Below are 20071 nucleotides of genomic sequence, written 5' to 3' on the forward strand. Positions count from 1 at the left end.
TGATGATGCAGCGAATCGACCTCCGTGGCGGCCTGCCCGCCCGTGCCGACCTCCTCCGACTCATGCCCCGCGCCGCCGGCGACGTCTCGCACGCCGTCGACGCCGCACGCGAGCTCGTGGACGCCGTCCGGCACCAGGGAGCTGATGCGCTGCGCGACCAGGCCGAACGGTTCGACGGGGGAGCCCCCCGGGACGTGCGCGTCCCCGCCGCCGAGATCGCCGCCGCCGTGGCCGGCCTCGCGCCGGAGCTCCGGGAAGCGCTCGACGAGGCGATCCGTCGCGTCCGGGCGGCCAGTGCCGCGCAGGTGCCCGTCGGATCGGTCACGACGCTGGCCGACGGTGCCGAGGTGCACCAGCGCTGGCAGCCGATGCGCCGCGTCGGGCTCTACGTCCCGGGTGGCAAGGCCGTCTACCCCTCGAGCGTCGTCATGAACGTCGTCCCCGCGCAGGTCGCCGGCGTCGGGTCGATCGCGCTCGTGTCGCCCCCGCAGCGGGGCCACGGGGGAGCGGTGCACCCGACCATCCTCGCCGCCGCCGGGCTGCTCGGCATCGACGAGGTCTACGCGATGGGCGGCGCCGGGGCGATCGGCGCGCTGGCGTACGGCGTCGCGTCGATCGGTCTCGAACCGGTCGACCTCGTCACCGGTCCGGGCAACAACTACGTCGCCGCGGCGAAGCGCCTCGTGCGCGGGGTCGTCGGCATCGACTCGGAAGCCGGCGCGACCGAGATCCTCGTCATCGCCGACGAGACCGCGGACGCCGGGTACGTCGCCGCGGACCTGGTCAGTCAGGCCGAGCACGACGAGCAGGCCGGCAGCGTCCTGGTGACCACGTCGGAGGCGTTCGCCGACGCGGTCGAGGCGGCCGTCCCGTCACGGGTGGCGGCGCTCGGGACGGCTGTGCGCCTCCAGACCGCCCTGGACGGACCGCAGTCCGCGATCGTGCTCGTCGACTCGCTCGCCGACGCGGCGACCGTGAGCAACGCGTACGGGCCGGAGCACCTCGAGATCCAGACCGCGGACGACGACCGGGTGCTCGCCGACGTCGACGCAGCCGGTGCGGTGTTCGTCGGGCCGAGCACGCCCGTGAGCCTCGGCGACTACCTCGCCGGGTCCAACCACGTGCTGCCGACCGGGGGCCAGGCGCGGTTCGGCGCCGGGCTGTCCGCGTCGACGTTCCTCCGGCCGCAGCAGGTGATCCGGTACACGGCCGAGGCCCTGGCCGAGGTCGCGCCGCACATCGTCGCCCTCTCCGCCGAGGAACAGCTCCCCGCGCACGGTGCCGCCGTCACCGAGCGGACGAACCGGTAGCCTGGGAGGCGACATGTTCTGCCCCTTCTGCCGCCACCCGGACTCCCGCGTCGTCGACTCACGGACGAGCGACGACGGAACCTCCATCCGCCGCCGTCGACAGTGCCCGAACTGCGGTCGTCGGTTCTCGACGACCGAGACCGCGTCGCTCAACGTCGTGAAGCGGAACGGCGTCACCGAGCCGTTCAGTCGCGACAAGATCGTGTCCGGCGTGCGCAAGGCGTGTCAGGGCCGTCCCGTGACCGACGGTGACCTCGCCGTCCTCGCGCAGCGCGTCGAGGAGACCGTCCGCTCCTCGGGCTCCAGCCAGATCGACGCGAACGACATCGGGCTCGCGATCCTCGCGCCGCTGCGGGAGCTCGACGAGGTCGCGTACCTCCGGTTCGCCAGCGTCTACCAGGCGTTCGACACCCTCGAGGACTTCGAGGACGCGATCACCCAGCTCCGCATCGACCACCACAGCGCCGGCGACCCGGCGGCCCCGGCCGGGGCTGGCGCGTGAGCGGCGTCGCCGAACGACTCGTCCGCGGCGCCTACGCCGTCGTGTTCCGCTCGGTGTTCGCCAACATGGACCCCGAGCGGGCGCACCACGTCGCGTTCGCCGTGATCCAGGCCCTGCCGCACGTGCCGATCGTCAGCGGGCTGGTCGAGCGGTACTCCCGCCCGTCGGCCCTGGACGGCGTGACCACGATGGGGATCCACTTCCCGTCCCGGTTCGGGCTCGCCGCCGGGTTCGACAAGGACGCGCGCGGCATCGCCGGACTCGGCGTGCTCGGGTTCGGCCACGTCGAGGTCGGCACGATCACCGCGAAGCCCCAGCCCGGCAACGAGCGGCCGCGGCTCTTCCGGCTCATCGCCGACCGTGCGCTCATCAACCGCATGGGCTTCAACAACCACGGCGCCGCCGCCGCAGCACGCCGCCTCGAGCGGGCCCGCCGGAACCCCGGTCGCCCGGTGATCGGCGTCAACATCGGCAAGAGCCGGGTCGTCGACGTCGCCGACGCGGTGGACGACTACCTCGAGTCCGCCCGGCGGCTCGCCCCGTTCGCGGACTACCTCGCGGTGAACGTCAGCTCGCCGAACACGCCCGGACTCCGCGGGCTGCAGGAGCTCGACCAACTCCGACCGCTGCTGTCGGCGGTGCGCGACGCCGCGGGCAAGGTGCCGGTGCTCGTGAAGATCGCGCCGGACCTCACCGACGAGCAGATCGACGCCATCGCCTCGCTCGCGGTCTCGCTCGGGTTGTCGGGCATCATCGCGAACAACACCACGATCGCACGGTCCGGGCTGGTGACGCCGGACGCTTCGGTCTCCGAGATGGGCGCTGGCGGTCTCTCCGGGGCACCGATCGCTGCCCGTTCCCTGGAAGTCCTGCGGCGCGTGCGCGCTGCGGTGCCGGGGGACTTCTGCGTCATCGCGGTCGGGGGTGTCACGAGCGAGCAGGACGTGCAGGACCGGATCGACGCGGGGGCGACGCTCGTGCAGGGGTACACGGCGTTCCTCTACGAGGGGCCGTCGTGGGCGACGCGGATCAACCGGTTGCGGCGCCGGCGGTTGCGGCGCGCGGGGCGCTGACGCGCGCGGCGCGCCGCGCGGCGCGCGGGGCGCTGACGCGCGCGGCGCGCGCTGCGCGCGGCCGCCGGTTTCGCCGACCGGGCATTTTTCGTCCCCCTCGCGCCGCGAGCGTGACGTAAATCGTCCGCTCGGCGAACGCGCGCGGCGCGTTGCGCCCGCTCGCCCGGCGCCCGGCGCGCCCGCCTCCAGCCGGGCCGCCCGGGGGCCCGCCGGCCCGGCCGGCTCCGCCGAGCGGGCGGATTCGGCCGCCTGCGCGCCGCGAGCGTGACGTACTTCGCCCGCTCGGCGGGCGCGCCTGGCGCGTTGCGCCCGCTCGGCGGACGCGCACGGCGCGTTCTGCCCGCTCGGCGAACGCGCGCGGCGTGACCGCCTGCCGGACTGGAGGCGCGGGTCGGCCCCGCACCGCGCCTCCAGTCCGGCAGTGGGGCCCGGCCGGCGTCGCCGAGCGGGCGGATTCGGCCGCGTGGACGCGGCGAGGGTGACGTACTTCGCCCGCTCGGCGGCCGCGCGCGGCGCGTTGCGCCCGCTCGGCGGGCCCGCGCGCGGAAGCGCCGCCCGGCGCGAGCCGGACGGCGCTTCGGCGGGACTCAGACGGCGGGGTACTGCCCGCGCTTGACCTGCGGCTTCGGCAGGCGCAGGAAGCGCAGCTGCCACGCCCGCGTGAGGATGTAGAAGAACGTCCCGCGCTGCATCGACCCGAACTTGTTCGTCAGCTTCTTGCGGAACGACAGCCACAGCACGATGCAGTCGATCACGAACAGCGCGACGAACGCCCACACGAGCAGGAGCGCGTACGAGGCGATCGGGGTCGCCGACGCGGCGAACCCGACGATCAGGAACAGCACGAGCACCGGCATCATGATCTCGCCGACGTTCCAGCGGGCGTCGATCCAGTCGCGCACGAACCGACGCTGCTCGCCGCGGTCCTTCGCGGGGAGGTAGCGCTCTTCGCCGTTGGCCATGCCGACGCGGGCCTTCTCGCGCTCGGAGTTGAGGCGCGCCCGCGCGGCCTTCTTGTCCTCCGCGGAACCGCCGACGATGGGGCGGCGGTTCGCTGCTTCACGCTCGCGGCGGGTCGGCGTCGGGCGGCCCTTGCCCTGCTCGAGGAGTTCTTCCTCGGTCGGGTTCACGGTCGTGTTGGTCTTGGGGGCTGCCTTCGCCACGGTGCGTTCCTAACGGCGGTGTGCGTGCGGGATCGTCCTCTAGATTACGGGACATGACCGACACCGAACAGCACAGCTCCGCGACCGACCCCGCGCTCCTCGACGCCCTGCGCGAACACGTGCAGGGCGGCCTGCCCACGACGATCGCGGACCTCTCCGCGCTCGTGCGTCTGCCTTCGGTGTCCTGGTCGGCGTTCGACCCGGCCAACGTCCGCGCCAGTGCCGAGGCCGTCGCGGAGTTCGCCCGGTCCACCGGCGTGTTCGGTGCCGACGACGTCCGGATCGTCCGGTCCGCGATCCAGGGCGCGACCGCGGACGTGGCGGACGGGGACGACGCGGCGCTCGGCCAGCCGGCCGTCCTCGCGGTCCGCCCGGCCCGCAACGGCAAACCGACGGTCATGCTCTACGCGCACCACGACGTGCAGCCGCAGGGCGACGAGGCGCTGTGGGAGACCCCGCCGTTCGAGCCGACCCTCCGCGGCGACCGCCTGTACGGCCGCGGCGCCTCGGACGACAAGGCCGGTGTCATGACGCACATCGCCTCGCTGCGGGCGCTGCACGCGCAGTTCGGCGACGACCTCGACCTCGGTGTCGTGCTCTTCGTCGAGGGCGAGGAGGAGTTCGGCTCCCGTTCCTTCCTGACCTTCTTGCGTGAGCAGAAGGAGCACCTGGCCGCCGACGTCATCGTGGTGGCCGACAGCGACAACTGGTCCGCCGAGGTCCCGTCGATCACGGTCTCGCTCCGCGGCAACGTCACGTTCAAGCTGACCCTGACGACCCTCGAGCACGCCAGCCACAGCGGCATGTTCGGGGGAGCGGCCCCGGACGCGATGATCCCGATGGTCCGCCTGCTCGCCTCGCTCCACGACGACGACGGGTCGGTCGCGGTCGAGGGCCTGACGTCGTACGAGGCGGACGTGCCCGACCGCTCCGAGGACGAGCTCGCGACCGACGCCGCACTCCTGCCCGGTGTCCGTCCGGTCGGCCGCGGCGCGGTCCTGTCCCGGATGTGGTTCCAGCCGTCGATCACCGTCACGGGGATGGACGTGCCGAGCGTCGCGAACGCGTCGAACACCCTCCTGCCGACCGTCTCCGCCCGGGTCTCGGTGCGCATCGCACCGGGCCAGGACGCGGCCGAGGCCGCTGCCGCCGTGGAGCGGCACCTCCGCGCGCACATCCCGTTCGGCGCGCACCTCGAGATCAGCGAGCCGGACGCCGGCGACGGCTTCCTCGTCGACACGGCCGGGTGGGCCGTCCAGGAGGCGCGGGTCGCCATGCGGGAGGGCTGGGGCAACGAGGCGGTCGAGCAGGGCATCGGCGGGTCCATCCCGTTCGTGTCGGACCTCGCCGCCGAGTTCCCGGAGGCGCAGATCCTGGTGACCGGCGTGGAGGACCCGGACACCCGTGCGCACAGCCCGAACGAGTCGCAGCACCTCGGCGTGCTGCACCGTGCGATCGCGTCGGAGACGATCCTCCTCGCGCGTCTCGCGACTCGCGGCTGACGGTGCTTACAATCGACGCAGGCGCGGTGAACCACACCGCCCGGAGGGAGACGCGCGGATGAGCGACACCATCACCGACAACGCACCGACGACGGAGACGCCGTCGCACGGCGTCCTGCTCAGCGACGCGGCCGCGGCGAAGGTGGCGAGCCTCCTCGAGCAGGAAGGCCGTGACGACCTCCGCCTGCGCCTCGCCGTCCAGCCCGGCGGCTGCTCGGGCCTGATCTACCAGCTCTACTTCGACGAGCGCCTGCTCGACGGCGACGCCGCGGTCGAGTTCGGCGACGGCGTCGAGGTCGTCGTGGACAAGATGAGCGTCCCGTACCTCGACGGCGCCTCGATCGACTTCGAGGACACCATCCAGAAGCAGGGCTTCACGATCGACAACCCCAACGCGCAGGGCAGCTGCGCGTGCGGCGACAGCTTCCACTGACCGCCGATCGCTGACCACCGGTCAGCAGCGCGCCCGACACGAGCGGGGAGCGACCGACACGGTCGCTCCCCGCTCGTTCGTTCCCCGGGCGTGGCATCGCCCGCGACCAGGGAAAACGCGCTCGACCGCGCCGCGCATCCCGGCTCGGAGCGTGTCGCGTGTGCGCGAGCGGTCTCGAGCTGCGAGTAAGCTAGGAGTGTTCCAACCAAGCTGGGAGCGAGCCATGCGCGACCTTCACGTCGCGGCCTGCTCCGGTTTCACGTCTTCCGAGAGGTAACAGTGCGTTCGAATCGCCGTATACGTTGGGCGGCCGTCCCGGTGGCCGTCGGTCTGGTCATCGCACTGGCTGGCTGCACGCAGCAGCAGTTGAACGGATGGCTCCCCGGCACGGAGGAGACGAAGAACGTCACCAACCACACGAGCCGCATCGTCGGCCTGTGGACCACCAGCTGGGTCGTGCTGCTCGCGGTGGGTCTGATCGTGTGGGGCCTCATCATCTGGGCCGCGATCGTCTACCGCCGTCGGAAGGGCCAGACGGGCCTCCCGGTGCAGATGCGGTACAACATGCCGCTCGAGATCTTCTACACGATCGTGCCGCTCATCCTCGTGCTCGGCTTCTTCGCCTTCACCGCGAAGGACCAGGCCGCGATCGAGAAGCCGTTCACCAACCCCGACGCGACCGTGCACGTGTACGGCAAGCGCTGGGCGTGGGACTTCAACTACATCGACCAGAAGAACCCCGAGGACAGCGTCTACTACCAGGGCATCCAGGCCCAGGAAGAAGAGAACGCGAACGGGGCGATCGACGAGTCGCAGCTGCCGACCCTGTACCTGCCCAAGGGCAAGAAGGTCAAGATCGAGCTGTCGTCTCGCGACGTCGACCACTCCTTCTGGGTGATCGACTTCCTGTACAAGAAGGACATGCTCCCGGGCAAGACGAACTACGAGTACTTCATCCCCGAGAAGCTCGGCACGTACCAGGGCAAGTGCGCCGAGCTCTGCGGTGAGTACCACTCGCTCATGCTCTTCCAGGTGAAGGTCGTGACGCCGGCCGCGTACGAGAAGTACCTCGGCGAGCTCAAGGACCAGGGCAAGGTCGGTCTGCTCGGCAACGAGTACAACACCAACACGAACGAACCGAACAACACGGCGCCGGTCGAGGCGTCCAGCGAGAACAAGTAGGGGCTCGTCAGATGACAACGTCACTCGTCGGCCAGCCGACCAGACCCTCGACGCCGGACTTCCAGGCATCGAAGGTCGGTCGGAAGGGCAACATCATCATCCGGTGGATCACCTCCACCGACCACAAGACGATCGGGTACATGTACCTGATCGCGTCGTTCATGTTCTTCCTGCTCGCGGGTGTCATGGCGCTCGTGATCCGTGCCCAGCTCTTCGAGCCCGGCCTGCACGTGGTCGCGACGAAGGAGCAGTACAACCAGCTCTTCACGATGCACGGCACGATCATGCTGCTGATGTTCGCGACGCCGCTGTTCTCGGGCTTCGCGAACGCGATCATGCCGCTCCAGATCGGAGCACCGGACGTCGCGTTCCCGCGACTCAACGGGTTCGCCTTCTGGCTGTACCTGTTCGGCTCGCTCATCGCGGTCGGTGGCTTCCTCACCCCGCAGGGTGCCGCCTCGTTCGGTTGGTTCGCCTACGCGCCACTGAGTGACACGACGTTCACGCCAGGGCTCGGTGGCACGCTCTGGGTCTTCGGGCTCGGCATGACCGGCTTCTCGACGATCCTCGGTGCGGTGAACTTCATCACCACGATCATCACGATGCGCGCCCCGGGTCTGACCATGTTCCGCATGTCGATCTTCACGTGGAACACCCTCGTGACCGCGCTCCTCGTGCTGATGGCCTTCCCGGTCCTCGCCGCAGCGCTGTTCGGCCTCGGTCTCGACCGCGTGTTCGACGCGCAGATCTTCAACCCGGCCAACGGTGGCGCCCTGCTCTGGCAGCACCTGTTCTGGTTCTTCGGTCACCCCGAGGTGTACATCATCGCGCTGCCGTTCTTCGGCATCGTGTCCGAGGTCTTCCCGGTCTTCAGCCGCAAGCCGATCTTCGGCTACAAGACCCTCGTCTACGCGACCATCGCCATCGCGGCCCTCTCGGTCACGGTGTGGGCACACCACATGTACGTCACCGGCGGCGTCCTGCTGCCGTGGTTCTCGCTCATGACGATGCTCATCGCGGTCCCGACCGGCGTGAAGATCTTCAACTGGGTCGGCACGATGTGGCGCGGCTCGGTCACGTTCGAGACGCCGCTCCTCTGGGCCGTCGGCTTCCTCATCACCTTCACGTTCGGTGGGCTCACCGGTGTGATCCTGGCGTCGCCGCCGCTCGACTTCCACGTGTCCGACTCGTACTTCGTCGTGGCGCACTTCCACTACGTGGTCTTCGGCACCGTCGTGTTCGCGATGTTCTCCGGCTTCTACTTCTGGTGGCCGAAGTGGACGGGCAAGATGCTCAACGAGCGTCTCGGCAAGATCCACTTCTGGCTCCTGTTCATCGGGTTCCACACGACGTTCCTCATCCAGCACTGGCTGGGCGTCATCGGCATGCCGCGTCGCTACGCGACCTACCTGCCGAACGACGGCTTCACCTGGATGAACCAGCTGTCGACGATCGGCTCGATGATCCTCGCGGTCTCGTTCCTGCCGTTCATCTTCAACGTCTACGTCACCGCCCGGAACGCGCCGAAGGTCGCCGTGAACGACCCGTGGGGCTACGGCCGCTCACTCGAGTGGGCGACCAGCTGCCCGCCGCCGCGCCACAACTTCACGTCGATCCCGCGCATCCGTTCGGAGTCCCCGGCGTTCGACCTCAACCACCCCGAAGCGGGTGTGCCGATCGGTGTGGGTCCTGCGAAGGACGCACCGGACGCTCCGACCTACGACGCCGCGAAGGGCGAGGTGAAGTAAGGCGATGCGCGCCAACACCAACCTGTTCTGGATCCTCTTCGGGTTCTTCATCCTCGCGGACGCCGCGTACACCATCTGGTCGCTGATCTACTACGGCGAGCCGGAGTGGGTCGGCACCGTGGCCATCGGCCTCACCGGGATCATGTCCGCGTTCATCGCGTTCTACCTCGGTCGCGTGATGTCCTCGCAGGGCGGCGTCCTCCCCGAGGACCGTCCGGACGCCAACATCGAGGACGGCGACGCCGAACTCGGGCACTTCAGCCCGTGGTCGTGGTGGCCCATCCTCCTGGCGGGTGCGACGGCCCTGGTCTTCCTCGGTGTCGCAGCCGGCCTGTGGATCGTGCCGATCGGGCTCGCGTGCGTCGCGATCACCCTCGTCGGCTGGGTCTACGAGTACTACCGCGGCAACTTCGGGCACTGATCTCCACGCTCCGACGCACCTGACACATTCGGGCGGCACCACATCCGGTGCCGCCCGAAGTGCGTCTGGCGTAGACAGGCGTGCAGCACCCCACGAGCATCCCGGCCCCGAACCGGGAATCAACCGGCCCGCGCCCGGCTTGACCAGCAGCGGACCCCCCACCACAGCGAAAGGAGTCACCTCCGGTGACCGACAAGCGCACTCTCATCATCTTCGGCGCGACCGGCGACCTCGCCTCCCGTCTCCTGCTCCCGGGCCTCGGGACCTTCCTGCAGAGCGGTCGAGCAGTCCCCGTGCAGCTCATCGGCACGGGCCGCAGCGCCCGCAGCGAGGAGCAGTGGAAGGACGTCGTCACGAAGTCCTTCGCGTCGCAGGACGTGCACGGCCCGGAGGTCGACGCGACCCTGTCGTCGACGCAGTTCATCCAGGGCGACCCCACCGACCCGGAGCACCTGAAGGCCCTGTTCGCCGCGGCGGACGAGGACGCCGAGCCGATCCTCTACTTCGCGCTGCCGCCGCAGATCGCGTCGGACATCTGCGAGGCGCTGCAGCAGGTCGAGCTCCCCGAGGGCACCACGCTCGCGTTCGAGAAGCCGTTCGGCACCGACGTCGCCAGCGCGAAGGCCCTCAACGAGACGGTTCTCAAGCTCGTCCCCGAGGAGCGCGTGCACCGCACCGACCACTTCCTCGGCCGCACCACGGTCCTCAACATCATCGGTCTGCGCTTCGCGAACCGCCTGTTCGAGCCGATCTGGAACGCGGACAACATCGAGAAGGTCGACATCTTCTACGACGAGACCCTCGGTCTCGAGAACCGCGCCCAGTACTACGACGAGGCCGGCGCGATGGTCGACATGATCCAGTCGCACCTGCTCCAGATCCTCGGCATCGTCACGATGGACGCTCCGGCGGACATCGACGCGGTCGAGTTCCGCTCGTCCCTGGCTCGTGTGCTCCGTTCGACCGAGCTGAAGGGCGGCGACCCGAAGATCGCCTCGCGTCGCGCCGTGTACACGGCCGGCACGATCGACGGCAAGGAACTGCCGTCCTACCAGGACGAGGACGGCGTCGACCCGTCGCGCCAGACGGAGACGCTCGCCGAGATCTCGGTCGAGGTGGACACCGCCCGCTGGAAGGGCGTGCCGTTCACCCTCCGCTCCGGCAAGGCGCTCGGCGCCAGCCGCAAGGAGGTCCTCATCACCTTCAAGCCGGTGACGCGTCTGCCCTCCGGCCTGTCCGGCCGCCCGAAGGCCGACACGCTCCGCATCGTCCTCAACCCGGACGAGATCGAGCTGTCGGTGTCGGCGAACGGCGGCGGCAACCCGTTCGAGATGGGGCAGGTCACGCTGTCCTCGTCCTTCGCGGACGGCGAGCTCACCCCGTACGGCGAGGTGCTCAACGGCATCTTCCACGACGACCCGCTGCTCTCGATCCGCGGCGACGTGGCCGAGCGCTGCTGGGAGATCGTGGAGCCGGTCGTGAACGCGTGGAAGGCCGACGAGGTCCCGCTCGAGGAGTACCGCGCCGGTTCCCGCGGTCCCGCGGACTGGGAGTCGTCGTCCTGACGGACGCGCGCGTCACGCCCTGAACGGGCGGATCTGACGGACGGGAGGCGCGGTGCCAGCTGGCACCGCGCCTCCCGTCCGTCCGTGGTGGGCTTGTTCGCGGGGATCCGTCAGACCGGACGGTCGCTTTCGCGTACCGCGGCTACGCCGGGGTCCCGGCCCGCTCGCCCTCGCCCGTCCACGACCGCGTCCCGCCGTCGTGCACGGCCAGGCGCGTGCGGTGCCCGGCGGCCGCACCCCGGGCACGGGCGATCGCGTCGGCGGCCGACACCAGCGTGAGGTGCGAGAGCGCCTGCGGCGTGTTGCCGATGTGGTGCCGGGTCGCGACGTCGATCTCCTCGGAGAGCATCCCGACGTCGTTGGCGTACCCGACGAGCACGTCCATGAGCCGCTCGGCGTCCTCGATCCGGCCGGACGCGGCGTACTGCTCGACGAGCCAGAACGAGCACGCGAGGAACGGGTGCTCGCTGCCGGAGAGGCCGTCGAACCCGGACGAGGTCCGGTAGCGGAGCACGAGGCCGTCCGACCCGGTGCGGAGGTCCTCCTCGATGGCGGCGACCGTCCCGGTCATGCGGGGGTCGCCGGGCTTGACGTACCCGATCTGGGGCAGGACGAGCAGGCTGGCGTCGACCTCGTCGGTGTCGTAGTGCTGCCGGTAGCTGCCCCGCTCGGCGTTCCAGCCGTGCTCCTCGATCTCGGCGCGGACCTGGGCCCGCAGGGTGCGCCAGCGGTCGACGGGACCCTCGAGCCCGAACTCCTCGACGGCCGCGACGCCGCGGTCGAACGCCGCCCAGATCATGGCGCGCGAGTGCGTGAAGTGCCGACGCGGGCCGCGCATCTCCCAGATGCCGTTGTCGGGCTCCTGCCAGTGCTCCTCGACGTAGCCGAGGAGTGCGCGCTGCAGGGCCCACGAGTCGGCGTTCTCCTCGACCCCGAGCTCGCGGGCGTCGTGGAGGGCCGCGAGGACCTCGCCGAAGACGTCGCCCTGGTACTGCGTGTACGCGCCGTTGCCGACCCGGACCGGCGTCGAGCCGGCGTACCCGGGGAGGTTCGGGAGCTCGCGCTCCGGGAGCTCGCGTTCGCCGGCGATGCCGTACATGATCTGCACGTCGGCGGGGTCACCCGCGATCGCCCGGAGGAGCCACCCGCGCCAGTGCGCCGCCTCGTCCCGGTACCCGTGGGCGATGAGCGACGCCAGGGCGAGGGAGGCGTCACGCAGCCAGACGTAGCGGTAGTCCCAGTTCCGTTCGCCGCCGGGGTCCTCGGGGAGGCTCGTGGTCGCCGCCGCGACGACCCCTCCGGTCTCCGCGTGGGTCATCGCGCGGAGGAGGAGCAGCGAGCGGCGGGCGGGCTCGGCGTAGCGGCCCTCGGTGCGTGCCGTTGCCATCCAGTCCCGCCACCAGGTGACCGTGTGCTGGAGCGCCCGGTCGACGTCGATCGGCTGCGGCGGTTCACGGTGCGACGGGTACCAGGTGAGGACGGTGTCGAGGACGTCGCCGTCGTGCACGGTGCTCGTCGCGGTGTGCCGGTGGTCGTCGGCGTGGAACCGGACGCCCCGGACGATGACGGAGCCGGGCCCGGCGGTCGCGAGGAGGGCCGGGTCCTCGTCGCCGCCGATCTGCCGGACCCAGGGGAGCGCGAGGGCGTAGTCGAACCGGATCCGCAGCGTCTGCCGGAGCTCGACCGAACCGCGGAGGCCGCGCACCCGGCGCACGATCGTGGCGCGGTGGGCGCCGATCGGCATGAACTCGGTGACCTCGACGATGCCGGTGCTCGTCGTCCACACCGTCGAGAGCACGAGCGTGTCGTGGTCGTAGCGACGGGTCGAGGTCGCGTCCGGGTCCGTGGGTCGGAGCGTCCAGTGCCCGTGGTCCTCCGTGCCGAGGATCGACGCGAAGGTCGACGGGCTGTCAAACCGGGGCAGGCACGCCCAGTCGATGGTGCCGTCCCGCCCGACGAGCGCGGCGGTGTACGTGTCACCGATCAGCGCGTGGTCCTCGATGCGGTTGGTCGGTGGCGTCGCCGTGCTCATGGGGCGATCCAACCACCGTCGGCTCCGGGAGGCGGGTGGCTTGCTGAGGGATGCTTCAGCGCGTCAGGCCGGGTCGGCCGGGTCCGCCTCGGCGATCCCGACGCGTGCGAGCTCGGACCACATGCCGGCACCGTCCGGGGCGTAGACCCACGGCGCCGAGGACTCGCGGGACCGCTCCTGCGCCCGGGAGCGTCCACCGGCCAGGACCGCCTCGCTCGTGGAGAGCTGCCGGATCGCGACGCCGGCGACGTTCTCCGGGTGGGCGCGGGCGAACTCGCCGTACAGCGACTCGTCGTGCTGCCCGTCGTCGCCGACCAGCAGCCACTGCACGTCCGGGAAGTCCTTCGCTAGCCGCTCGAGGTTCTGCTGCTTGTGGAGCTGCCCGCTGCGGAAGAACCGGTCGTGCGTGGGGCCCCAGTCGGTGAGCAGGAGCGTCCCCGACGGGTAGAGGTTGCGGCTGAGGAAGCGCTGCAGCGTCGGTGCGACGTTCCACGCGCCGCTGGAGAGGTACACGGTCGGGGCGCCGGGGTGCTGCGCGAGCACCCGTTCGTAGAGCACCGACATGCCCGGGACCGGACGCCGGGCGTGCTCCGTCAGGACGAACGAGTTCCACGCCGCCAGCATCGGGCGGGGGAGCGAGGTCACCATGACCGTGTCGTCGATGTCGGAGAGCAGCCCGAAGCGGGTGTCCGGGTGCACGATGAACACGTCGGCCTCGACGTCGCGCATGCCCCCGGCCGAGAGCTTGATGGTGCGCCAGCCCGGCTCGAGGTCGATCGGGACGATGGTGTCCACGACGCCGCCGCGGTCGGACTGCACGACGTGCGTGGTGCCGCCGGCGGTGATCGTGACCTCGGCGTCGTCGACCGCGACGCTCGTGAAGCTCTTCCAGCCGCGGACGCCGTAGAAGGACGCGTCCGACGCGAGGCCCCGTCGGGTGAGGAGCACCCGGCAGAGCACCCGGACCCACCCGGGAGCGCCGTACCCGTTGTACGGGATCACGGTCGGCACGAGTCCGCGGCGACGTGCACGTTGCTCGCGGAACTCCTGGACGGCGTCCTCGATGCGGGCGGCCCGGTGGAGGATCGGCTCGGCCAGCGACGGCTCGTGGTGCGTCGGGTCGGGCATCGCCCCATCATTCCACGGTCGGGTCCGCCGGACCTACGACCTCGTGCGAGGTCTTGGAGAGTCGCAGCGATATTCCAGCCGGTCTCTGCGACAGTTGGTGCGTCACACCCACACGAGGAGCGCCATGAGCGCAAGAGGAGAACACGTGCTCGTCACCGAGGTCTCGAACGCACTGCCGGGGGGACAATCACTGCTCAGGAACGAGCCGGTCCAAGCCCGCAGTTCGGCGCGCCTCGCCGGCCTCCTCGACGCCGCTGCCGCGGTGATCGACGAGATCGGGTTCGAGCGACTCACGACCGCGATGGTCGCCGAGCGGGCCGGGGCGTCCATCGGCACCGTCTACCGCTACTTCCCGGACCGCATCGCCGTGGTCGAGGCGTTGGCGATCCGCAGCACGCAGCGCCTGGGCGAACGGTTCGTCACCGCGCTCGAGTCGAGTGCGGCCACCACGTGGCAGGAAGCCTGCGACGCCCTGATCGACGTCACCGCCGAGATGTACCGCACGGAACCGGGCTTCCGCGCGATCCGCTTCGGCGACGCCGCGGACACCGGGACCGGCGACGCCGAGGACCGCATGGCCGCGCTGGGGAGCGCCGTCTCCCAGATCCTGCACGAGCGGTTCGGCCTGCCGACCGGGGAACGCCTCCAGCGCACCTGGGTCGTGCTCGCCGAGTCCTCGCACGCCGTGCTGGCCCGCGCGCACCGCGACCCGGCGAACCCCGACACGGCCCTCATCGAGGAGTACCGCGCGATGAGCCGCGCCCACCTCGAAGCGGTGATCGCCGCCTCCTGACCGGCGGACCTGCCGCCCACCAATCCGACGACGCCCGCTCTCCGAACAGGAGGCGCGGGCGTCGTCGTGCGTCCGGCCGCCGGTCCGCGCGCGGTGCGTCCCAGAACGTCATCCGGCTGTCCGGGACACGTCACGGATCGTCACGGCTGAACCGGTGTCGGACCCGACGGGTACTCTCACTCGGAGTCGGGCTACCTCCGAACAGAAGGACACCCATGATCGAGTTCCGCTCGGTGCGCAAGACCTACCCGGACGGCACGAGTGCCGTCGACGACTTCAGTCTCGTCATCCCCTCCCGGACCACCACGGTCCTCGTGGGGTCGAGCGGGAGCGGGAAGACCACCCTGCTCCGGATGATCAACCGCATGGTCGATCCCACCTCCGGCACGGTCGAGATCGACGGCGAGGACGTCGCCGGTGTCGACCCGGTCCAGCTCCGTCGCCGCATCGGCTACGTGATGCAGAACGCCGGCCTGTTGCCGCACCGGAAGGTCGCCGACAACATCGCCACGGTGCCGCTGCTCACCGGGGTGTCGAAGGCCGACGCCCGTGCGCGGGCCCTCGAGCTGATGGACACCGTCGGCCTCGACCGGGCGTTCGCGAACCGGTACCCCTCGCAGCTCTCGGGCGGCCAGCAGCAGCGCGTCGGCGTCGCCCGCGGACTCGCGGTGGACCCGAACATCCTGCTCATGGACGAGCCGTTCGGGGCCGTGGACCCGCTCGTCCGCAACGACCTGCAGGACGAGCTCATCCGCCTGCAGCGCGAGCTCGGCAAGACCGTCGTCTTCGTCACGCACGACATCGACGAGGCGTTCAAGCTCGGCGACCAGGTGGTCATCCTCAAGAAGGGCGGCGAGATCGCCCAGCTCGGGACGCCGGCCGAGATCCTCGCCGAGCCCGCCGACGACTTCGTCGCGAACTTCATCGGTGCCGGTCGCGGTCGGCGCGCACTGCGGGTCGAGCAGACCCCGACCGGCCCGATCGTCGTCGACGGCGAAGGCCGTGCCGCCGGTGTCCTCACCGGCCCGGTGCAGGTCGTCGACGCGGCCGAAGCCGTGCCGCAGCGGCAGCGGGGCGACGCGTGAACTGGGTCCTCGGCAACACGGACACGATCAGTGACAACCTGATCGCGCACGTCTGGCTGTCGATCCCGCCGATCGTGATCAGCTTCCTGCTGTCGGTGCCGATCGGACTGCTCGTGTCGCGCCTCCGCAAGCGTCGCGGTGCTGCCCGGGCGACCGGGTCGACCATCGTCGTGGTGGCGAGCCTGCTCTACGCGATCCCGTCGTTCCCGTTCTTCCTGGCACTCCCGGCGATCCTCGGCACGAGCATCCTCGACCCGATCAACGTCGAGATCGCCCTGACGGTCTACGGCATCGCCCTGATGGCCCGTTCCGCCGCCGACGCCATCGACGCCGTCGACCCCGGTGTCGTCGGCGCTGCCGAAGCGCTCGGTTACTCCCCCGTGCAGCGGTTCTTCAAGGTCGAGCTCCCGCTCGCCGGACCGGTGCTCCTCGCCGGCATCCGGGTCGTCGCCGTGTCCACGGTGTCGCTCGTCACCGTCGGCGCGCTCCTCGGCATCCCGAACCTCGGCTTCCTGCTGACGGACGGGCTGAAGCGCGCCATCAGCGTCGAGATCCTCACGGGGATCGTGCTCACGATCGTCCTGGCTCTCGTCATCGACGGGCTGCTCGTGCTCATCGGCCGGATCGTGATGCCGTGGACGCGGGGCAGCGGTGGTGGCGCGCGATCGGTGCGCCGGCGCGCCGCGGCCGAGGTCCGTGCACAGGGGGTGTCCGCATGAACCTCTTCGCGCAGGGCATCGCCTGGATCTTCGACCCGGCGAACAACACCGGGAGCAACGCCATCCTCGTCCGGCTCGGCGAACACGTCGGGATCACGCTCCTCACCGTGGCGATCGCGGTCGTCATCGCGGTGCCGCTCGGGCTCCTCATCGGGCACACCGGCAAGGGGCGGGGCCTCGCGGTCGGGCTGTCCGGCGGCGTGCGCGCGCTCCCGACCCTCGGCGTGCTGACGCTGCTCGCGCTCTGGCTCGGCCTCGGGCTCGAGGCGCCGGTCATCTCGTTCGTGATCCTCGCGATCCCGTCGATCCTCGCCGGCACCTACTCCGGCGTGGAAGCGATCGACAGGGTGACGATCGACGCGGCGAAGGCGCAGGGCATGACGCCGTGGCAGCTGCTCGCCAAGGTCGAGATCCCGCTCGCGCTCCCGCTCATCGTCGGTGGCATCCGTGCCGCCGTCCTGCAGGTCGTGGCCACCGTCACCCTCGCCGCCTACATCAACGCCGGCGGCCTCGGCGGCTACGCCTTCTCCGGTCTCGCGAACTCGGACTACGTCGAGGTCCTCGGCGGTTCGATCCTGGTGATCGTGCTGGCCATCGCCTTCGAGATCGTCTTCGCCGCACTGCAGCGGCTCGCCGTCCCCGCGGGTGTCTCCGCGGGCGCGGCGCGCCAGTCGCGGCGGACCCCCCATCGCTCGGCACCACGAGCATCAACCCCTGTGGAAGGAACCCACCCGTGATCACAGCAACGACCCGGCGCCTCGCCGCGACGATCGCCGTCGCGTCCGCGGCCGCCATCGCCCTCGCGGGCTGCTCGTCGAGCGACCCGCTCTCCTCCGACTCCGGCAGCGGCGACTCGAAGACCATCGTCGTCGGCTCGCAGGCCTACCCGTCCAACGAGATCATCGCCGAGCTCTACGCGCAGGAACTCCAGCACGAGGGCTTCACCGTCAAGAAGCAGCTCAACATCGGGCAGCGCAAGGCGTACTGGCCGGAGATCGCCAAGGGGAGCATCGACGTCTTCCCGGAGTACAACGGCAACCTGCTGAACTTCCTCCTCGCCGAGGACGGCAAGGCCACCACGACCGAGACCACGACGGACGGCATCAACAGCGCCCTGAAGAGCACGCTGCCGTCCGGCGTCAAGGCGCTGCCGTCGGCGGACGCCTCCGACGCCGACACCTACACGGTGACGCAGGCCACGGCGGACAAGTACGACCTCAAGTCCATCGCGGACCTGTCCAAGATCGGCGGGACGATCTCGATCGCCGCCAACCCGGAGTTCGCGACGGCCGCCTACGGCCCGAAGGGCCTCAAGGAGAAGTACGGCATCACCGGCGAGGTGAACCAGCAGAACGACTCCGGCGGCCCGCTGACGATCAAGGCGATCCAGGACGGTGACTCGCAGGTCGCGGACATCTACTCCGCCAGCGCCTCGATCAAGACCGAGAAGCTCGTCACCCTCGAGGACCCGAAGCACCTGGTGCCGGCGAACAACGTCACGCCGATCGTGTCGAAGGACCTCTCCTCGAAGGCCGCCGACGCCATCGAGAAGGTCAACAAGCTCCTCACCACGGACGCGCTCATCGAGCTGAACCGTCAGAACTCGGTCGACCAGAAGTCGGCGGCTTCGGTCGCCAAGGCCTTCCTGCAGGACAACGACCTGCTGTAGACCGCACGCGCAGTAAAACGACAGGTGTCGGGCATCCGCCCGGCACCTGTCGTCGTTCGTCCTGCGGACATCCAGCACAGGTGTTCCGCACGGTTGTGGCGTGCACTGCTCCTGCACGTTCGTGCAGACGAGCCTTCTACAACTTGTCGAGTGCGGTGTCCGAGCGGTAGCGTGGAGGTGTCCCAACGGCCAGTGACACCAGAAGTCCCCTTCCACAGGAAGCAACTGACGTGCACCAACAGCGCGCGGCGACCCGGCACGGACACGCCGCATGAACGACATCCTCGATCCGCTCATCCTGTCGCGGTGGCAGTTCGGTCTGACGACGATCTACCACTTCCTCTTCGTCCCGCTGACGATCGGCATGGCCGTCGTCGTGGCCGTGTTCCAGACCGCCTGGCACCGGACCGGGCGGGCGCACTACCTCCAGCTGACCCGGTTCTTCGGTCGCATCTTCCTCATCAACTTCGCGATGGGCGTCGTGACGGGGATCGTGCAGGAGTTCCAGTTCGGCATGAACTGGTCGAACTACTCCCGCTTCGTCGGGGACGTCTTCGGCGCTCCGCTCGCGCTCGAGGGCATCCTCGCCTTCTTCTTCGAGGCGGCGTTCATCGGCATCTGGATCTTCGGGTGGGACCGCCTGCCCAAGGGGGTGCACCTGGCGAGCATCTGGTGCGTCAGCGCCGGGACGATCATGTCGGCGTACTTCATCATCGCCGCGAACGCGTTCATGCAGCACCCGGTCGGGTTCACCATGAACGAGGCGAAGGGGCGTGCCGAGCTCACGGACATCTGGGCGGTGCTCGGCAACAAGGTCGCCCTGGCCGCGTTCCCGCACACCCTGTTCGCGTGCTTCATGGTCGCCGCAGCCGTGATCATCTCGGTCGCCGCGTACCACCTGGCGCGCAACCAGAACCTCGAGACGATGATGCCGGCGCTGAAGTTCGGCATGTGGACGATGCTCGCGGCGGGTGCGCTCACGGTGCTGACCGGCGACCAGCTCGGCCTCACCATGGTCGACACGCAGCCGATGAAGATGGCCGCGGCCGAGGCGCTGTACAACACCGCCACCGGCAAGGACGCCTCGTTCTCGATCTTCACCCTCGGGACCCCGGACGGTGTGCACGAGCTGTTCTCGATCCGCGTGCCCTACCTGCTGTCGTTCCTGTCGACCCACACGTTCAACGGCACGGTCGAGGGCATCAACGATCTGCAGGCGCAGTACTCGCAGGTGTACGGCCCCGGTGACTACAAGCCGATCATCTGGGTCACCTACTGGGCGTTCCGCTGGATGATCGCCCTCGGCGTCGGTGCCGTCATGGTGTCGCTCGCCGGCCTGTGGCTGACCCGCAAGGGCCGGTTCCCCACCAAGCGGTGGGTCTGGCGCGTCGCCACCTGGACGGTCCCGCTCCCGATGGCCGCCATGATCGTCGGCTGGATCTTCACGGAGATGGGCCGCCAGCCGTGGCTCGTCTTCGGGTTGCTCAAGACCAGCGACGGCGTCTCCCCGAACGTGACCGGAATCGAGGTCCTCATCTCGCTCGTCGTGTTCACGCTCATCTACGGTTCGCTCGCGGTCGTCGAGTTCCGCCTCATCAAGAAGGTGGCGCAGGAAGGCCCGACCCCCGCGGCCGAGGTCGACCAGGCGACGGGCGAGGTCAAGCACGAAGTGACGGTGTACTGAGATGGATCTCCCTGTCCTCTGGTTCGCGATCGTCGGCGTCTTCTTCGTCGGCTACTTCGTCC

General features: G+C 70.0%; 18 protein-coding genes. 15 read left to right on the forward strand and 3 right to left on the reverse strand.

Features of this window, described 5'->3' with window-relative positions:
- Nucleotides 1-2: 2 nt before the first annotated feature.
- The 3 genes from hisD to FS825_RS15235 are packed head-to-tail and all read left to right on the forward strand — an operon-like array spanning nucleotide 3 to nucleotide 2885.
- Nucleotides 3-1310 carry a histidinol dehydrogenase gene (hisD, locus tag FS825_RS15225; RefSeq protein ID WP_144714567.1) on the forward strand — a complete coding sequence of 436 codons (1308 nt, stop codon included), beginning with the start codon at nucleotides 3-5 and terminating at the stop codon, nucleotides 1308-1310.
- A gap of 13 nt (nucleotides 1311-1323) precedes the next feature.
- The gene (nrdR, locus tag FS825_RS15230; RefSeq protein WP_144714569.1) at nucleotides 1324-1812 is read left to right on the forward strand and encodes a transcriptional regulator NrdR; all 489 of its coding nucleotides are present in this window, start codon (nucleotides 1324-1326) and stop codon (nucleotides 1810-1812) included.
- Nucleotides 1809-2885 carry a quinone-dependent dihydroorotate dehydrogenase gene (locus tag FS825_RS15235; protein ID WP_144714572.1) on the forward strand — a complete coding sequence of 359 codons (1077 nt, stop codon included), beginning with the start codon at nucleotides 1809-1811 and terminating at the stop codon, nucleotides 2883-2885. Before nrdR ends, FS825_RS15235 begins: the two co-directional genes overlap by 4 nt.
- A 587-nt stretch (nucleotides 2886-3472) precedes the next feature.
- Here the strand turns inward: FS825_RS15235 and FS825_RS15240 are convergent.
- On the reverse strand, nucleotides 3473-4048 hold the full coding sequence (locus tag FS825_RS15240) for a DUF3043 domain-containing protein (RefSeq protein ID WP_260981261.1): 576 nt from the start codon (nucleotides 4046-4048) through the stop codon (nucleotides 3473-3475).
- A 53-nt stretch (nucleotides 4049-4101) separates the two neighbouring features.
- Between FS825_RS15240 and FS825_RS15245 the strand changes: the two genes are divergently transcribed.
- The 6 genes from FS825_RS15245 (at nucleotide 4102) to FS825_RS15270 (ending at nucleotide 10899) form a co-directional block, all read left to right on the forward strand.
- Nucleotides 4102-5550 carry a dipeptidase gene (locus FS825_RS15245; protein ID WP_144714575.1) on the forward strand — a complete coding sequence of 483 codons (1449 nt, stop codon included), beginning with the start codon at nucleotides 4102-4104 and terminating at the stop codon, nucleotides 5548-5550.
- 58 nt (nucleotides 5551-5608) lie between these two features.
- On the forward strand, nucleotides 5609-5983 hold the full coding sequence (locus tag FS825_RS15250) for a HesB/IscA family protein (protein WP_186377275.1): 375 nt from the start codon (nucleotides 5609-5611) through the stop codon (nucleotides 5981-5983).
- A gap of 279 nt (nucleotides 5984-6262) precedes the next feature.
- Nucleotides 6263-7165, forward strand: a complete 903-nt coding sequence (ctaC, locus tag FS825_RS15255; RefSeq protein ID WP_144714578.1) for an aa3-type cytochrome oxidase subunit II — start codon at nucleotides 6263-6265, stop codon at nucleotides 7163-7165.
- An 11-nt stretch (nucleotides 7166-7176) separates the two neighbouring features.
- Nucleotides 7177-8913, forward strand: a complete 1737-nt coding sequence (gene ctaD, locus FS825_RS15260; RefSeq protein WP_186377276.1) for an aa3-type cytochrome oxidase subunit I — start codon at nucleotides 7177-7179, stop codon at nucleotides 8911-8913.
- A 4-nt stretch (nucleotides 8914-8917) separates the two neighbouring features.
- Complete coding sequence (locus FS825_RS15265; RefSeq protein WP_144714581.1) at nucleotides 8918-9334, forward strand: cytochrome c oxidase subunit 4; 417 nt, start codon at nucleotides 8918-8920, stop codon at nucleotides 9332-9334.
- Nucleotides 9335-9519: 185 nt separating this feature from the next.
- Entirely contained in the window at nucleotides 9520-10899 is a 1380-nt protein-coding gene (locus FS825_RS15270) for a glucose-6-phosphate dehydrogenase (RefSeq protein ID WP_144714584.1), read from the forward strand.
- A 142-nt stretch (nucleotides 10900-11041) separates the two neighbouring features.
- On the opposite strand, the gene FS825_RS15275 is transcribed toward FS825_RS15270, so the two are convergent.
- Both FS825_RS15275 and FS825_RS15280 read right to left on the reverse strand, forming a co-directional pair.
- Complete coding sequence (locus FS825_RS15275) at nucleotides 11042-12931, reverse strand: glycoside hydrolase family 15 protein (RefSeq protein WP_144714586.1); 1890 nt, start codon at nucleotides 12929-12931, stop codon at nucleotides 11042-11044.
- A 63-nt stretch (nucleotides 12932-12994) separates the two neighbouring features.
- Nucleotides 12995-14059: an App1 family protein gene (locus tag FS825_RS15280; protein WP_144714589.1), complete on the reverse strand. Its 1065-nt coding sequence runs from the start codon at nucleotides 14057-14059 to the stop codon at nucleotides 12995-12997.
- A 124-nt stretch (nucleotides 14060-14183) separates the two neighbouring features.
- Between FS825_RS15280 and FS825_RS15285 the strand changes: the two genes are divergently transcribed.
- The 6 genes from FS825_RS15285 (at nucleotide 14184) to FS825_RS15310 (ending at nucleotide 20009) form a co-directional block, all read left to right on the forward strand.
- Nucleotides 14184-14852, forward strand: coding sequence for a TetR/AcrR family transcriptional regulator (locus FS825_RS15285; protein ID WP_144714592.1), 669 nt, complete (start codon nucleotides 14184-14186; stop codon nucleotides 14850-14852).
- Between the two features lie 215 nt (nucleotides 14853-15067).
- Nucleotides 15068-15937, forward strand: coding sequence for an ABC transporter ATP-binding protein (locus tag FS825_RS15290; protein WP_144714595.1), 870 nt, complete (start codon nucleotides 15068-15070; stop codon nucleotides 15935-15937).
- Nucleotides 15934-16656, forward strand: coding sequence for an ABC transporter permease (locus FS825_RS15295; protein ID WP_144714598.1), 723 nt, complete (start codon nucleotides 15934-15936; stop codon nucleotides 16654-16656). Before FS825_RS15290 ends, FS825_RS15295 begins: the two co-directional genes overlap by 4 nt.
- Complete coding sequence (locus tag FS825_RS15300) at nucleotides 16653-17393, forward strand: ABC transporter permease (protein ID WP_144714601.1); 741 nt, start codon at nucleotides 16653-16655, stop codon at nucleotides 17391-17393. The genes FS825_RS15295 and FS825_RS15300 overlap by 4 nt, the downstream gene beginning before the upstream one ends.
- Nucleotides 17390-18325: an ABC transporter substrate-binding protein gene (locus FS825_RS15305; protein WP_260981264.1), complete on the forward strand. Its 936-nt coding sequence runs from the start codon at nucleotides 17390-17392 to the stop codon at nucleotides 18323-18325. The genes FS825_RS15300 and FS825_RS15305 overlap by 4 nt, the downstream gene beginning before the upstream one ends.
- A 271-nt stretch (nucleotides 18326-18596) precedes the next feature.
- Nucleotides 18597-20009, forward strand: coding sequence for a cytochrome ubiquinol oxidase subunit I (locus FS825_RS15310; RefSeq protein WP_144714605.1), 1413 nt, complete (start codon nucleotides 18597-18599; stop codon nucleotides 20007-20009).
- Nucleotides 20010-20071: the final 62 nt, after the last annotated feature.

It is taken from the genome of Curtobacterium pusillum, from assembly GCF_007680845.1.
GTDB lineage: Bacteria > Actinomycetota > Actinomycetes > Actinomycetales > Microbacteriaceae > Curtobacterium > Curtobacterium pusillum_B.

Bases quoted from the DNA above. Each gene is read 5' to 3' on its own strand.
- hisD (WP_144714567.1), top strand. From the start codon at position 3: ATGATGCAGCGAATCGACCTCCGTGGCGGCCTGCCCGCCCGTGCCGAC.
- nrdR (WP_144714569.1), top strand. From the start codon at position 1,324: ATGTTCTGCCCCTTCTGCCGCCACCCGGACTCCCGCGTCGTCGACTCA.
- FS825_RS15245 (WP_144714575.1), top strand. From the start codon at position 4,102: ATGACCGACACCGAACAGCACAGCTCCGCGACCGACCCCGCGCTCCTC.
- FS825_RS15250 (WP_186377275.1), top strand. From the start codon at position 5,609: ATGAGCGACACCATCACCGACAACGCACCGACGACGGAGACGCCGTCG.
- ctaD (WP_186377276.1), top strand. From the start codon at position 7,177: ATGACAACGTCACTCGTCGGCCAGCCGACCAGACCCTCGACGCCGGAC.
- FS825_RS15265 (WP_144714581.1), top strand. From the start codon at position 8,918: ATGCGCGCCAACACCAACCTGTTCTGGATCCTCTTCGGGTTCTTCATC.
- FS825_RS15275 (WP_144714586.1), bottom strand. From the start codon at position 12,931: ATGAGCACGGCGACGCCACCGACCAACCGCATCGAGGACCACGCGCTG.
- FS825_RS15280 (WP_144714589.1), bottom strand. From the start codon at position 14,059: ATGCCCGACCCGACGCACCACGAGCCGTCGCTGGCCGAGCCGATCCTC.
- FS825_RS15285 (WP_144714592.1), top strand. From the start codon at position 14,184: ATGAGCGCAAGAGGAGAACACGTGCTCGTCACCGAGGTCTCGAACGCA.
- FS825_RS15290 (WP_144714595.1), top strand. From the start codon at position 15,068: ATGATCGAGTTCCGCTCGGTGCGCAAGACCTACCCGGACGGCACGAGT.
- FS825_RS15300 (WP_144714601.1), top strand. From the start codon at position 16,653: ATGAACCTCTTCGCGCAGGGCATCGCCTGGATCTTCGACCCGGCGAAC.
- FS825_RS15310 (WP_144714605.1), top strand. From the start codon at position 18,597: ATGAACGACATCCTCGATCCGCTCATCCTGTCGCGGTGGCAGTTCGGT.